Consider the following 13,444-nt stretch of genomic DNA (forward strand, 5'->3'; position numbering starts at 1 on the left):
GCGACACTGCCAAAAAGATGAACGCCTTGCGCACCCTGGGCGTGCCTTACACCGATGAAGACATCGCCGGTGCGAAAGACGCGGTAAGGGGCAAGACCGAAATGGATGCCATGGTGGCCTACCTGCAGGTCCTTGGCACTGCACTCACCAACAAACGGTAACGCACCATGGATATCGGGACTCTTCGCGGTCTGGGCACTATTTTAGTCGTCGTCGCCTTCATTGGCGTCGTGCTCTGGGCCTATAGCAGCAAACGCAAGAACAGCTTCGATGAAGCCGCCAACCTGCCCTTCGCAGACGAGCCCGACGCCAAGAAGCGTGATGAAGAAGCGTCCAGGAGTAAGAAATAAATGACCTCGTTTTGGAGTTGGTACATCACCCTGCTGAGTCTGGGGACCATCGCAGCCCTGGTCTGGCTGCTGTTGGCGACTCGCAAGGGACAACGCCACGAAAGCACCGAAGAAACCGTCGGCCATTCCTATGATGGCATCGAGGAATACGACAATCCGCTGCCGCGCTGGTGGTTCATGCTGTTCGTCGGCACCGTGATATTCGCCCTCGGTTATCTGGTCCTCTATCCGGGACTGGGCAATTGGAAAGGCATCCTGCCCGGCTACGAAGGTGGCTGGACCCAGGTCAAGGAATGGCAACGCGAGATGGACCGCGCCAACGAACAGTACGGCCCGCTCTATGCCAAGTTCGCCTCCATGCCGGTCGAAGAAGTCGCCAAGGATCCGCAGGCCCTGAAAATGGGCGGTCGTCTGTTTGCGTCCAACTGTTCGGTCTGCCACGGTTCGGATGCCAAGGGCGCCTACGGCTTCCCCAACCTCACCGACAACGAATGGCTGTGGGGCGGCGAACCTGAAACCATCAAGACCAGCATTCTGGCCGGTCGACAGGCTGCAATGCCAGGCTGGCTGAACGTGATTGGCGAAGACGGCATTCGCAATGTCACCGGCTACGTGCTCAGCCTGTCCGGACGCGATACGCCGGAGGGTATCAACATCGACATTGAGCAGGGTCAAAAGATCTTCGCCAGCACCTGTGTAGCCTGTCATGGTCCTGAAGGCAAAGGCACCCAGGCAATGGGCGCACCGGATCTTACGGACAACGTCTGGCTTTACGGTTCAAGTTTCGGCCAGATACAGCAGACCCTGCGCTACGGCCGTAACGGTCGCATGCCTGCCCAGGAAGAAATTCTTGGCAATGACAAGGTGCACCTGCTGGCAGCTTATGTGTACAGCCTCTCGCAACAACCGGAGAACTGATCCAGCGAGCCTGGGCGCGACCTCCCGCCGCACCTGACTCCGGCTATCGGGGCGTAACATTCGCAGCAGGTAGCAAATGATCCCGGTCGGCATGTACCGACCGGGACACTCACCCTCCGCCGTGGTACGCATTCGATGACTGAGCAAATCCCCGTTCATGATGTAACCCCCCCGAACAAGGTCCAGGCTTCAACAGACCTCTACGCTGCTCGTGAAAAAATCTATACCCGCTCGTTCACCGGTCTTTTCCGCAACCTGCGTCTTGTAGGCGGCGGCCTGCTGTTCATCCTCTATTTTGGTACTGCCTGGCTGAACTGGAATGGTCGTCAGGCGGTCTGGTGGGACCTGCCCGAGCGCAAGTTCTACATCTTCGGCGCCACCTTCTGGCCGCAGGACTTCATCCTGCTGTCGGCGCTGCTGATCATCTGTGCCTTCGGCCTGTTCTTCATTACCGTCTTCGCCGGGCGTGTCTGGTGCGGCTACACCTGCCCGCAGAGCGTTTTCACCTGGGTTTTCATGTGGGCGGAAAAGGTCACCGAAGGTGATCGCAACCAGCGCATGAAGCTGGACAAGGCGCCCATGAGCGCCAACAAGTTCGGTCGCAAACTGGCCAAGCACACAATCTGGCTAGGCGTATCCCTGGCCATCGGCATCACCTTCGTCGGCTATTTCACTCCGATCCGCGAACTGGTACCTGACCTGTTCACTCTGCAAGTCGGAGGTTGGGCGCTGTTCTGGGTAGGCTTCTTCACGCTGGCCACCTATGGCAACGCCGGCTACCTGCGTGAACAGGTGTGCATCTACATGTGCCCCTACGCGCGCTTCCAGAGCGTGATGTTCGACAAAGACACCCTGATCGTTTCCTATGACCCGCGCCGTGGCGAGAAGCGCGGCCCACGCAAAAAGGATGCGGACTACAAGGCCATGGGCCTGGGCGACTGCATCGACTGCACCATGTGCGTACAGGTCTGCCCGACCGGCATCGATATCCGCGACGGCCTGCAGATCGAGTGCATCGGCTGCGCCGCCTGTATCGATGCCTGCGACACCATCATGGACAAGATGAACTACCCTCGCGGGCTGATCAGCTATACCACCGAACACAATCTGTCCGGGCAAAAGACCCATCTCGCGCGCCCTCGCCTGCTTGGCTACGCCGTTGCACTGGTGGCCATGATGGGGATATTCGCCTATGCCGTGGCCGACCGCTCACTGGTCAAGCTCGACGTGCTCAAGGACCGGGTGCTTTATCGCGAGAACGAGCAGGGCATGGTTGAGAACGTCTATACCCTGAAAGTGATGAACAAGGCCCAGAGTGATCAGACCTTCATCATCGAGGCCAGCGGTATCGACGGTCTGCGCTATGAAGGACGCAACGAGATCCACGCGGCAGCCGGTGAGCTCGTCACCATTCCGGTAGAGCTGTCCGTCTCCCCGGAAAAACTGCCCTCAAGCACCAACGACATTATGTTCCATGTCAGGTCGACCAACGATTCCTCAATCAAAGACGATGCAGAAAGCCGCTTCATCGGCCCCAGCATCCGCTGAACAGGTAGTACATGAGCACCTCCGATAAAGAAAAAACCCGTTGGTACACCCAGTTCTGGGCCTGGTTCGTCATCGGCATCCTGGCGTTTTCAGTGATCCTCGGCACCTCGCTGCTGGTCGTTTCCATCCGCACCGCCGACACCTTGGTATCGGACAACTACTACGATGCCGGCAAGGGCATCAACCAGTCGCTGGAGCGCGAGAAGCTCGCCGAAAGTCTGCAGGTACAGGCGCAACTGAAGCTCAACGATGAGCGCGGACTGGCCGAACTGCAGCTCAGTGGCAACAGCCGTCCGCAGCAGCTGGTGCTCAACCTGATCTCGCCGACACAGCCCGAGCGTGACCGCCGCATCATTCTGCAACCCCAGGGCGAAGGCCTGTATCAGGGACAGATGCAGGATTCCGTCACGGGCCGGCGTTTCATCGAGCTGATCGGTCGTGAAGGCGAGCAGGACTGGCGCCTGTTCGAGGAAATGGAAATCAGCAGCGGTCAGACCTACGAACTGAACCACTGACCGATTCGATGGCAAGTCCTCTTCCCTGCTATCACTGTGGCCTGCCGGTTCCTTCCGGCAGCACCTTCCACGCCCGCGTTCTCAGCGAGACGCGGGCGATGTGCTGTCCCGGATGTCAGGCAGTCGCCGAGGCCATCGTCAGCGCCGGTCTGGAAAGCTACTACCTGCACCGCAGCGACGCCTCGACCAATCCCGGCGCACTTCCCCAGGCACTCTCCGATGAGTTGGCGCTGTACGACCGCAAGGACGTCCAGCAACCCTTCGTACAGCATGAGGGTGATCTCGCCAGTACCGCGCTGATGATCGAAGGCATCAGTTGTGCCGCCTGCGGCTGGCTGATCGAGCGGCATCTGCTCGGCCTCGACGGCATCGCCGAGGCCAGCCTGAATCTGTCCAATCACCGTCTGCAGGTGCGCTGGAGCGACAGCCGCTTGCCGCTCAGCGAGTTACTCGCCGAGCTTCGCCGCATTGGCTATGCCGCGCATCCCTATCAGGCCGACCAGGTCTCGGAGCGACTGGCCAGCGAAAACCGCCGCAGCCTGCGCCAGATTGGCGTGACAGGACTGCTCTGGATGCAGGTGATGATGGCGACCATGGCCACCTGGCCCGAGTTCAACCTGGATCTTTCAGAAAGTTTCTTCGTCACCTTGCGCTGGACCGCGCTGCTGCTTACCACGCCCATCGTCTTCTATTGCTGTACCGACTTCTTCAAGGGCGCCCTGCGCGATCTGCGCACACGCCACCTGACCATGGACGTCTCGGTCTCACTCGCCATCGGCGGCGCCTATTTTGCCGGCATCTGGTCCACCGTGACCGGCCAGGGCGAACTGTATTTCGACGCAGTAGGCATGTTCGCGCTGTTCCTGCTCACCGGCCGCTATCTGGAGCGCCGCGCACGGGAGCGTACAGCGGCGGCCACTGCGCAACTGGTCAACCTGCTGCCAGCGTCCTGCCTGAGACTGGACGAAGAGGAGCAAACCGCTCGTATCCTGCTTAGCGAGCTGTGTGTGGGTGATCGCATATTGGTGCAGCCGGGCGCTCTCGTCCCGGCTGATGGCCGCATCCTCAGTGGTCAATCGAGTGTTGACGAATCGGTCCTGACCGGCGAGTACCTGCCGCAACCGCGGGGCGTTGGCGACTCGGTCACCGCCGGCACCCTGAACGTTGAAGGCCCGCTGACGATCCAGGTGCAGGCGCTCGGTGACGATACGCGCCTGTCGGCCATCGTCCGCCTGCTGGAACGCGCCCAGTCGGACAAGCCGCGTCTTGCCGAACTGGCTGACCGTGTCGCGCAATGGTTCCTGCTGGTGGTGCTGCTGACTGCAGCCGTCGTCGGCATCATCTGGTGGCAGATCGATCCTCAGCGGGCTTTCTGGGTAGTGTTAGCCCTGTTGGTCGCCACCTGCCCCTGCGCCCTTTCGCTCGCCACGCCGACTGCCCTGACCGCCGCTACCGGCACGCTGCACAAGCTTGGCCTGCTGCTCACCCGCGGCCACGTGCTGGAAGGCCTCAACCACATCGATACGGTGATCTTCGACAAGACCGGCACTCTCACCGAAGGCCGCCTGACCCTGAGTGACATTCGCCCCCTGGCCGATCTGGATGCCGATACCTGCCTGGCCCTGGCCGCAGCACTGGAAAACCGCTCGGAGCATCCGATTTCCAAGGCCTTTGGCCGCGCCCCACAGGCAGCGGATGCGGTGGACAGTGTGCCCGGTCTCGGCTTGCAGGGCTCGGTGGGCGGACGAAAGCTGCGCATCGGCCAGCCGGGCTTTGTCGCTGCCGGCTATGGTGCTCCTGCGCCCGAAATCCCCGGCGATCAGGGACAGTGGCTGCTGCTGGGTGATACTCGGGGGCCACTGGCCTGGCTGGTACTCGATGACCGCCTGCGCGCCGACGCCCCAGCCCTGGTGGAAGCCTGTCATCAACGTGGCTGGCGCACACTGCTGCTGTCCGGCGATAGCTCGCCCATGGTCGCTGACATCGCGCGCCAACTGGGCATTGGCGAGGCCCGCAGCGGACTGACTCCCGCCGACAAGCTCGCCCATCTACAGCGCTTGCAGGCTGAAGGGCACCGCGTATTGATGCTCGGTGACGGGGTCAACGATGTGCCGGTTCTCGCCGCCGCCGATATCAGCGTGGCGATGGGCTCAGCCACCGACCTGGCCAAGACCAGTGCTGATGCAGTCTTGCTTTCCAATCGCCTCGACAGCCTGGTGCAGGCCTTCAGCCTGGCGCACCGCAGCCGGCGCATCATTGTCGAAAACCTGAGCTGGGCAACCCTTTACAACGGTTTGATCCTGCCGTTCGCCGCCGTTGGCTGGGTGACGCCACTGTGGGCTGCGCTGGGCATGTCGGCCAGTTCTCTGCTCGTGGTGCTCAACGCGCTGAGGCTGACCCGACTGCCAAAAACGCCTGACGCGCCGAACACCAGCAGCCTGAAGTAGGATGAGCGACACCCGCCCACCCCCTTCACCTGCATCACGGCATTTTCCGGAGGCCCCATGGCCGCACTCTACATTCTGATACCCGTCGCGATTGTTCTGGTCGCGCTGGCCATCTGGGTATTCTTCTGGGCCGTTGACACGGGGCAGTACGACGACCTGGACGGACCGGCACACAGTATTCTGTTCGACGACGAAGACCCGAAGCATCAGGCCGGCATCGAGCAGGCGGCGCAGAACGACGAGGAGAATCCCAAGCGTGACTGAGCTAGTGCCCCTGCTGCTGTCCGCCTTTGTCCTCGGCCTGCTCGGCGGGGGACATTGCCTGGGCATGTGTGGCGGTTTGATGGGCGCCCTGACCATGGCCATTCCAGCCGAGCAACGCGGCAAGCGCCTGCGTCTGCTGGTGGCCTACAACCTTGGCCGGGTACTGAGCTATGCAGCCGCAGGTCTGCTTGTCGGTCTCGCCGGCTGGGCCGTTGCCAAAAGCCCGGCGGCGATGGCGCTGCGGGTCGTGGCGGCACTGCTGCTGATCGCCATGGGGCTGTACCTGGCAGGCTGGTGGAGCGGACTGACACGCATCGAAACCATGGGGCGCGGCCTGTGGCGACATATCCAACCCGTCGCCAGCCGCCTCATGCCAGTGCGCAACATGCCGCAAGCGCTGTTCCTTGGCACGCTCTGGGGCTGGTTACCCTGCGGGCTGGTCTACAGCACCCTGCTCTGGTCGGCGAGCCAGGGCGACGCTCTCGACAGCGCCCTGCTGATGCTGGCCTTCGGTATCGGTACCTGGCCGGTCCTGCTAGCCACCGGCCTGGCCGCCGAGCGCATGACCGCACTACTGCGCAAGCGCGGTGTACGCATGGCCGGCGGCATCATGGTCATTCTCTTCGGCCTCTGGACTCTACCCGGCCCCCACCAGCAGTGGCTGATGGGGCATTGAAAGCCAGAGGGGTTGCGGTATCCAGGCTCGCTAGTCGGGTGGATGAAGCGCGACCCAACATCTGCTTTACCGCCTTGGCGGTTCTTTAGGCAATTCCCGCTTGTGCTGTGACTTGTCGTAGGTATCGATGATGATCCGTGCGACCTCGTCCGACACCTCGAAACCTTGCAGGAAGGCGTCGATATCCTGATAGGTCACACCATGGGCAACCTCATCCGGCTTGCCCGGCTCGAGTTCTTCCAGATCAGCAGTAGGCACCTTGTGTACCAGTTGCTGCGGAGCCCCCAGTGCCGCGGCGATCTCACGGACCTGGCCCTTGACCAACCCTGCCAACGGCGTCAGGTCGCAGGCGCCGTCACCGAACTTGGTGAAAAAGCCCATCACCGCCTCGGCAGCATGGTCGGTGCCAATAACCAGGCCCTGACGCGCATTGGCGATGGTGTACTGCGCCACCATGCGCATCCGCGCCTTGGTATTACCCAGCACGAAGTCACGCGAGCTGTCCGCCAGCGGCTCCAGCGCCTCGGTCGCCCGGGAAAGCCCCAGGACCGCCGCGCCGATATTGACCGTATGGCACTCATCCGGGCTGATGGTATCCACTGCCAGCTGCGCTTCATCTTCATCGTGCTGCACCTGGTAAGGCAGACGCACCGCGATGAATCGATAATCGTCGCCTTCGCCCGCGGCACGCATCCCCTCGACCGCGCGCTGAGCAAGCATCCCTGCCGTGGTCGAATCGACCCCGCCACTGATACCCAGCACCAGGGTCTTCAATCCGGATTCACGCAAGCAGCCCTGGATAAAAGCCACCCGCCGGTCGATTTCAGCCTGAACGGCCTCGGGCCCCTCAAAAGGCGGGCACACATTGAGTGCGACAGCGATCTGCTGCTGGCGACCTTGCATTGGCTTACTCCTTATAAAACGAACAATTCAGTGACTGACCACAGTTTGACAATCCGACCACAGACACGCCAATAAATCTCCACCCATCATACCGCTCGTCTCAAGGCACCAGGCGGCCTCCGGGCTGGCTTGATGCAGGTCAAGTCTGTACCTGTGTGCCCCCCCTAGAATCCCGCCCACTGCAGTCAATCCGAGAACGCACGATGCTCGACGTCATTCGCTGGAATACCGACCTGATCCGTCGTTACGATCAGACCGGCCCGCGCTATACCTCGTATCCGACTGCCCTCCAGTTCAATGACAAGGTCGGCTCCTTCGATCTCCTGCATGCATTGCGTAGCAGCCGGCAGGCCAATCGCCCGCTTTCGCTGTACGTTCACCTGCCGTTTTGTGCAAACGCCTGTCACTACTGTGTGCGCAACAGGGTCATTACCAAGGATCGCGGTTGCACGCTGCCTTATCTGGAACGCCTGGAAAAGGAGATCGAAATGATCGCCTGCCATATCGGGCCTGACCAGGTCGTCGAGCAGCTGCACTTTGGCGGTGGCACGCCCACCTTTCTCAGCCATGACGAACTGCGCCACCTGATGGCGCATCTGCGCAAGCACTTCAATCTGCAGGACGACGACCACGGCGATTTCAGCATCGAAATCGATCCGCGCGAAGCCGACTGGTCAACCATGGGCCTGCTTCGCGAGCTGGGCTTCAACCGCATCAGTATCGGCGTGCAGGCCCTGAATCCCGAGGTTCAACGCGCGATCAATCGCATGCAGACACTGGAGCAGACCGAGACCATCATCGAGGCGGCGCGAACCCTGCAATATCACTCGATTAACATCGATCTTCTCTATGGCCTGCCGCTGCAGACACCCGAGCGTTTTGCGCAAACCGTGAAGAACGTTGTCGCCATGCAGCCGGATCGCGTATCGCTATTCAGCTATACCCATAGTCCCGAACGCTTCCAGGGACAGCGCCGAATCAACGCAGCGGACCTTCCTTGCGAAGCCGACAAGCTGGCGATGCTGCAGAACGGCGTGGAAGGGCTGACGCAATCCGGTTACCGCTATATCGGCATGGATCATTTCGCCCTGCCCGATGATGAGCTGGCAATGGCCCAGGAAGACGGCACCCTTACCCGGAATTTTCAGGGCTACACCACTCATGGACATTGCGATCTCATCGGGCTTGGCATGTCATCTATCAGCCAGATAGGCGATCTGTATTGCCAGAACCACAGCGACATCAACCTCTACCAGAAGTCGCTGGATCAGAAGCAACTCGCCACTGCCCGAGGCCTGCGCTGCAACGAAGACGACCGGATCCGGCGGCAGGTGATCCAGAACCTCATCTGTGAATTCGAGCTGCACTTCAAGGAGATCGAACGAAGCTTCGGCATCGATTTCAAGGAATACTTCCAGTCAGCCTGGCCAGCACTTGAGCAGATGGCCAGCGATGACATCATCCAGCTGAGTGACGACGGCATTGCCGTATTGCCTGCGGGCCTCTTGCTGGTTCGTGCGCTGTGCATGCAGTTCGATCATTACCTGCTGCCCGAGCACCGGCCCCAGCGCGTTTCCCAGGTTTTCTGAACCTGACCACCCGTTCGACACCCTGCGACGCTTGCACCAATTGGCCTAAGTCCGCTGCCTGAGTTAATCTTGCGACATCTCGTAAGGTTTTCAGGATCACCCATGCCCGAGTCGATCAAGACCCGCACGCAGCGGCAAGCTCATTGCAAGGATTGCAGCCTGTCCGGCCTGTGCCTTCCGCTTTCGCTTAATATGCAGGATATGGACGCGCTCGACGACATCGTCAAGCGTGGCCGTCCTTTGAAAAAGGGCGAAATGCTGTTTCGTCAAGGCGATACATTCAGCTCCGTATTCGCCATACGCTCCGGCGCCCTGCGCACGTTCAGCGTGACCGATACCGGAGAAGAACAGATCACCGGTTTTCACCTGCCCAGCGAGATGGTCGGCCTTTCCGGCATGGATACCGAAACCTACCCGGTTTCAGCACAGGCGCTGGAAACCACCTCTGTTTGCGAAATCCCCTTCGAGCGCCTCGATGAACTCAGCGTTCTGCTACCGCAGCTACGACGTCAGCTGATGCGCATCATGAGTCGCGAAATTCGCGATGATCAGCAAATGATGCTGTTGCTCTCGAAGAAAACCGCCGATGAACGCATCGCTACCTTCCTGATCAACCTGTCAGCCCGCTTCAGCGCGCGCGGCTTCTCCGCCAATCAGTTCCGCCTGCCCATGTCACGCAACGAAATCGGCAGTTATCTGGGGCTGGCAGTCGAAACGGTTTCCCGGGTTTTTACCCGCTGTCAGGCCAGTGGTCTGCTGGAAGCTGAAGGCAAGGAAGTGCGCATTCTCGACTCCATCCGACTGTGCGCCCTGGCCGGTGGAAACATGGACGCCTGAAGGAGCCCCTGATGATCTTCGATGAATTCAGCATCAAGAAACTGATTCGCCCCGTGCCGGATTTCCCCAGCCCCGGCGTGGTGTTTCGAGACATTACCCCGCTGTTGCAATCGCCCAAGGCCCTGCGCATGGTTGCCGACAGCCTGATTCAGCGCTACGTGGAAACCGAATTCAGCCATATCGGCGCGCTGGATGCTCGCGGTTTCATCATTGGCTCGATCATCGCCTATGAACTGAACAAACCACTGATTCTGTTCCGCAAGAAGGGCAAACTGCCTGCCGATGTGCTGGTCGAGTCCTACCAGAGCGAATACGGCGAAGCCTTTCTCGAAGTCCATGCCGACAGCCTCTGCGAAGGTGATTCGGTACTGCTGCTCGATGACCTGATTGCCACGGGTGGAACCTTCATCGCGGCAGCCCAACTGGTTCGTCGCATGGGCGCCCACATTTACGAAGCCGCTGCGATCATCGATCTTCCCGAACTGGGCGGCTCGCGCAAGCTGCAGGACATGGACATTCCCACCTTTACCCTGACTGCATTCGAGCTGAACGAGCGCTAAAAACCACGACAGCTCGCCCTTGCGGCGGGCTTCACGCCTGGCCAAGCCTTCTGCAAAACGAGATTGTCATGCTCGATTCCCTGCAACTGCGCTGCCTGCTGATGGGCATACTCTTTTTTACCCTTCCCGCCCTCGCGCTGGATCGCAACGCCCTAATGGACGACGCGAACCTCTTGCTGCTACCGCGCGAGCGCGCCCTGCCCAACATCGAGCTGATCGACCAGGACGGCCAGCCCTTCAACACTCAGTCACTGCGTGACCGCTGGCATATCCTCTTCTTCGGCTTCACCGCCTGTCCGGATATCTGCCCCACCACGCTCAGCGACATGCGCCGGGTCTTGGGGCAATTGCCGGGCGAGGTACGCGAACGACTGCAACTGGTACTGGTCACTGCCGATCCGGCACGCGACACGCCCGAGCACTTGAAAACCTACCTGAGCTACTACCGGGCCGGCTTCATCGGGCTGACCGGTGAAATGGAACAGCTTCAACGACTTTCCAAGGCACTTGGCCTACCCTTCATCCCGGCTGTCGCAACCGACGGCGACTACAGCGTGGCCCACAGCGCAAACCTGGCACTGATCGCACCGGACGGCTCCCTGCGTGGGCACATCCGCGCGCCGTTCAAGCTGGACGCGTTACCGGATGCCCTGAAACGCGTGGTGACAAGCTCTGACTAGGACTCTCGCGCAGCTCGGCCTATCGCTCGCTCGACATTCTGCTTGCAGGTAATAAGGGCCTGATTGAGCGCCGCCTTGTGCGATGCCACTCGGGATGAAGGGATAACCACGGCAATGCTGTAGCGCCCCAGATAGGTATCCAGCAGAACCGCAAAGGAACTCAGGCCCTCGATCATTTCATCATGATCCTCAGCCACGGCGCCGGCACGGATGCCCGCTAGCTGTTCATGCAGCCCGGCAAGATCCAGCGTTGCGGGCGTCAGAACCGGCAGCGGATCAGGCAGCAGTTGCCTGAGGGCCTCTTCAGACAGCGTGGATAGATGAGTCTTGCCACCAGCGGTGGCATAGGCCGGGGCCTTGATGCCGATAGGAAACACCACCCGCAACTCACGTTCCGCGACAATACGGTCGACCACATAAACCTTGTCGCCCACCAGCGCACTCAGACAGACCGACTCCTGAAGCTGTTCGGACAGTTCCAGCATATGTGGTCTGAGCAGCGAAATGATGTCGGTCTGAGTCTGGCTGATCAACTGCCCCAGCGCCGGGCCAAGCCTAAATCCGCCGCTCGGCCCAAGGGTTTCGACCAAATATTCCGCCTCCAGCGCATTAATAATGCGCTGCACCGTCGAGCGTGGCAGATCGACGATCTGCGCAATAGCCGCAAGGCTCAGGCCCTGAGGATTGCTGCCTAACGCACGCATGACAGCCGCCGCACGGGCGATCACCTGTATGCCGACATGCTTGCCGGTGTCGCCGACCAAGTCGGTCTGAATCATTTTTTTCTCCGTCAGCATCTCTGATCAATGATCAAGGGCTGCATTGTCCTGCAGCGCTGCTGCCGCTGCCAGAAAGATCGCGTCTCGAGAAGAAGAGCACCCAGCCCGCTGTGAAAACATTTTTACAATTATTTATCCTTGATCCGCCTGAATTGCCTGATGGTACACTCTACCGACATACGATACAGAGTTTTAGTGCGTTCCAAGGAGCCAACAATTGAATCACCTGAACAAAGCATTGCCTGCCAGACAGCTCGCCCCCCTAACCGCGCTGCTACTATTGATCGGCTGCTCAGAGGTCCAGAAAGAAGAAGCGCCACCAACACCGGAAGTTGGGGTTTATCAGATACAAGCGCAGCCATTGACGTTGACTACCGACCTTCCTGGTCGCACCAGTGCCTACCGGGTCGCAGAAGTGCGCCCGCAGGTATCCGGCATCCTTCAGCAGCGCCTGTTCACTGAAGGCACAGAAGTCAAGAAAGGCCAGCAGCTCTATCAGATCGACGCGCGCACCTATGAAGCTGTGTTGGCACGTGCCGAAGCCAATCTGGTCACCGCCGAAAATCTCGCCAAACGCTACGAGCGCCTGCTCAAGACCAACGCGGTCAGCCGCCAGCAGTACGACGATGCTCTTGCCGCCTGGAAGCAAGCCCAGGCCGAGGTACAGGTGGCCCGCATCGATGTGCAATACACCGAGGTGCTGGCTCCGATTTCGGGACGTATCGGTCGTTCGGCCGTTACCGAAGGCGCGCTGGTGACCAATGGGCAGGCCCAGCCCCTGGCCACAGTGACCCAGCTCGACCCGATCTACGTGGATGTCAACCAGCCGATCACCAAGCTGCTAGGTCTGCGGCGCGCGCTGGAATCCGGCCGTCTGCAGAACGCCGGCAAGGACAAGGCGCAAGTCAGCCTGACGCTTGATGACGGCAGCGCCTATCCACTGCCCGGCACGTTGCAGTTCTCCGAGGTCAGCGTGGATCCGACCACAGGCTCGGTAACACTACGCGCCGAATTCCCCAACCCTGATCGCAAGCTGCTGCCTGGCATGTTCGTGCATGCGCTGCTCAAGGAAGGCACCCAGCAGGACGCCATCCTCGTGCCGCAGCAGGCTGTCAGCCGTGATGCGCGCGGCGTTCCCAGCGTTTGGGTGGTCAAGCCGGATAACAGCGTGGAACAGCGCGAAGTAGAGACTCTGCGCACTGTCGGCAACGCCTGGCTTATAGGCAAAGGCATCACCGACGGTGAGCGTGTGATCACTGAAGGCACTCAGCGTGCCCGCAGTGGCATCAAGGTCAAGCCCGTGGAAGCCACGAACGTCAGATTGGTCTCCGAGTTCGCCCCGGCGACAACCACCGCCGCGGCCAATTGAGGAGCTGAA

At 60.5% G+C, this 13,444-nt stretch carries 14 protein-coding genes and 1 pseudogene; 13 read left to right on the forward strand and 2 right to left on the reverse strand.

Annotated features, from left to right (window positions below; genetic code table 11):
* The 8 genes and pseudogenes from NAV32_RS13340 to NAV32_RS13375 form a co-directional block, all read left to right on the forward strand.
* Window positions 1-161, forward strand: a pseudogene (locus NAV32_RS13340) (cytochrome-c oxidase, cbb3-type subunit II); the annotation flags it as partial.
* A 6-nt stretch (window positions 162-167) separates the two neighbouring features.
* A complete protein-coding gene (locus NAV32_RS13345; RefSeq protein WP_103454524.1) occupies window positions 168-350 on the forward strand; it encodes a cbb3-type cytochrome oxidase subunit 3 in 183 nt (60 codons plus the stop codon).
* Window positions 351-1,268, forward strand: coding sequence for a cytochrome-c oxidase, cbb3-type subunit III (ccoP, locus tag NAV32_RS13350; RefSeq protein ID WP_256053288.1), 918 nt, complete (start codon window positions 351-353; stop codon window positions 1,266-1,268).
* Between the two features lie 135 nt (window positions 1,269-1,403).
* On the forward strand, window positions 1,404-2,816 hold the full coding sequence (ccoG, locus tag NAV32_RS13355; protein WP_256053289.1) for a cytochrome c oxidase accessory protein CcoG: 1,413 nt from the start codon (window positions 1,404-1,406) through the stop codon (window positions 2,814-2,816).
* Between the two features lie 11 nt (window positions 2,817-2,827).
* Complete coding sequence (locus tag NAV32_RS13360) at window positions 2,828-3,331, forward strand: FixH family protein (protein WP_256053290.1); 504 nt, start codon at window positions 2,828-2,830, stop codon at window positions 3,329-3,331.
* An 8-nt stretch (window positions 3,332-3,339) separates the two neighbouring features.
* Entirely contained in the window at window positions 3,340-5,778 is a 2,439-nt protein-coding gene (locus NAV32_RS13365; protein ID WP_256053291.1) for a heavy metal translocating P-type ATPase, read from the forward strand.
* Window positions 5,779-5,835: 57 nt separating this feature from the next.
* Window positions 5,836-6,042 carry a cbb3-type cytochrome oxidase assembly protein CcoS gene (ccoS, locus tag NAV32_RS13370; protein WP_103454519.1) on the forward strand — a complete coding sequence of 69 codons (207 nt, stop codon included), beginning with the start codon at window positions 5,836-5,838 and terminating at the stop codon, window positions 6,040-6,042.
* A complete protein-coding gene (locus NAV32_RS13375) occupies window positions 6,035-6,718 on the forward strand; it encodes a sulfite exporter TauE/SafE family protein (RefSeq protein WP_103454518.1) in 684 nt (227 codons plus the stop codon). Before ccoS ends, NAV32_RS13375 begins: the two co-directional genes overlap by 8 nt.
* A 66-nt stretch (window positions 6,719-6,784) precedes the next feature.
* Here the strand turns inward: NAV32_RS13375 and nadE are convergent, their stop codons facing one another.
* The gene (gene nadE, locus NAV32_RS13380) at window positions 6,785-7,621 is read right to left on the reverse strand and encodes an ammonia-dependent NAD(+) synthetase (protein ID WP_103454517.1); all 837 of its coding nucleotides are present in this window, start codon (window positions 7,619-7,621) and stop codon (window positions 6,785-6,787) included.
* Between the two features lie 203 nt (window positions 7,622-7,824).
* On the opposite strand from nadE, the gene hemN reads away from it, so the two are divergent.
* From hemN to NAV32_RS13400, 4 genes are all read left to right on the forward strand, one after another.
* Window positions 7,825-9,210: an oxygen-independent coproporphyrinogen III oxidase gene (gene hemN, locus NAV32_RS13385; RefSeq protein ID WP_256053292.1), complete on the forward strand. Its 1,386-nt coding sequence runs from the start codon at window positions 7,825-7,827 to the stop codon at window positions 9,208-9,210.
* A gap of 102 nt (window positions 9,211-9,312) precedes the next feature.
* The gene (fnr, locus tag NAV32_RS13390) at window positions 9,313-10,047 is read left to right on the forward strand and encodes a fumarate/nitrate reduction transcriptional regulator Fnr (protein WP_103454515.1); all 735 of its coding nucleotides are present in this window, start codon (window positions 9,313-9,315) and stop codon (window positions 10,045-10,047) included.
* Between the two features lie 11 nt (window positions 10,048-10,058).
* Window positions 10,059-10,607, forward strand: a complete 549-nt coding sequence (locus NAV32_RS13395; RefSeq protein ID WP_103454514.1) for an adenine phosphoribosyltransferase — start codon at window positions 10,059-10,061, stop codon at window positions 10,605-10,607.
* 68 nt (window positions 10,608-10,675) lie between these two features.
* Window positions 10,676-11,287, forward strand: coding sequence for an SCO family protein (locus NAV32_RS13400; protein WP_256053293.1), 612 nt, complete (start codon window positions 10,676-10,678; stop codon window positions 11,285-11,287).
* Here NAV32_RS13400 and NAV32_RS13405 read toward each other — a convergent pair.
* Window positions 11,284-12,066, reverse strand: coding sequence for an IclR family transcriptional regulator (locus tag NAV32_RS13405; protein WP_256053294.1), 783 nt, complete (start codon window positions 12,064-12,066; stop codon window positions 11,284-11,286). The genes NAV32_RS13400 and NAV32_RS13405 overlap by 4 nt on opposite strands.
* A 226-nt stretch (window positions 12,067-12,292) precedes the next feature.
* Here NAV32_RS13405 and NAV32_RS13410 point away from each other — a divergent pair, with 226 nt between their 5' ends.
* The gene (locus tag NAV32_RS13410; RefSeq protein ID WP_256053332.1) at window positions 12,293-13,435 is read left to right on the forward strand and encodes an efflux RND transporter periplasmic adaptor subunit; all 1,143 of its coding nucleotides are present in this window, start codon (window positions 12,293-12,295) and stop codon (window positions 13,433-13,435) included.
* Window positions 13,436-13,444 lie beyond the last annotated feature (9 nt).

This window comes from Stutzerimonas stutzeri (assembly GCF_024448695.1).
GTDB lineage: Bacteria > Pseudomonadota > Gammaproteobacteria > Pseudomonadales > Pseudomonadaceae > Stutzerimonas > Stutzerimonas stutzeri_T.

Excerpts from the sequence above, each read along its gene's own strand:
- NAV32_RS13345 (WP_103454524.1), top strand. The coding sequence starts at position 168 with ATGGATATCGGGACTCTTCGCGGTCTGGGCACTATTTTAGTCGTCGTC.
- ccoP (WP_256053288.1), top strand. The coding sequence starts at position 351 with ATGACCTCGTTTTGGAGTTGGTACATCACCCTGCTGAGTCTGGGGACC.
- ccoG (WP_256053289.1), top strand. The coding sequence starts at position 1,404 with ATGACTGAGCAAATCCCCGTTCATGATGTAACCCCCCCGAACAAGGTC.
- NAV32_RS13360 (WP_256053290.1), top strand. The coding sequence starts at position 2,828 with ATGAGCACCTCCGATAAAGAAAAAACCCGTTGGTACACCCAGTTCTGG.
- NAV32_RS13365 (WP_256053291.1), top strand. The coding sequence starts at position 3,340 with ATGGCAAGTCCTCTTCCCTGCTATCACTGTGGCCTGCCGGTTCCTTCC.
- ccoS (WP_103454519.1), top strand. The coding sequence starts at position 5,836 with ATGGCCGCACTCTACATTCTGATACCCGTCGCGATTGTTCTGGTCGCG.
- nadE (WP_103454517.1), bottom strand. The coding sequence starts at position 7,621 with ATGCAAGGTCGCCAGCAGCAGATCGCTGTCGCACTCAATGTGTGCCCG.
- hemN (WP_256053292.1), top strand. The coding sequence starts at position 7,825 with ATGCTCGACGTCATTCGCTGGAATACCGACCTGATCCGTCGTTACGAT.
- fnr (WP_103454515.1), top strand. The coding sequence starts at position 9,313 with ATGCCCGAGTCGATCAAGACCCGCACGCAGCGGCAAGCTCATTGCAAG.
- NAV32_RS13395 (WP_103454514.1), top strand. The coding sequence starts at position 10,059 with ATGATCTTCGATGAATTCAGCATCAAGAAACTGATTCGCCCCGTGCCG.
- NAV32_RS13400 (WP_256053293.1), top strand. The coding sequence starts at position 10,676 with ATGCTCGATTCCCTGCAACTGCGCTGCCTGCTGATGGGCATACTCTTT.
- NAV32_RS13405 (WP_256053294.1), bottom strand. The coding sequence starts at position 12,066 with ATGATTCAGACCGACTTGGTCGGCGACACCGGCAAGCATGTCGGCATA.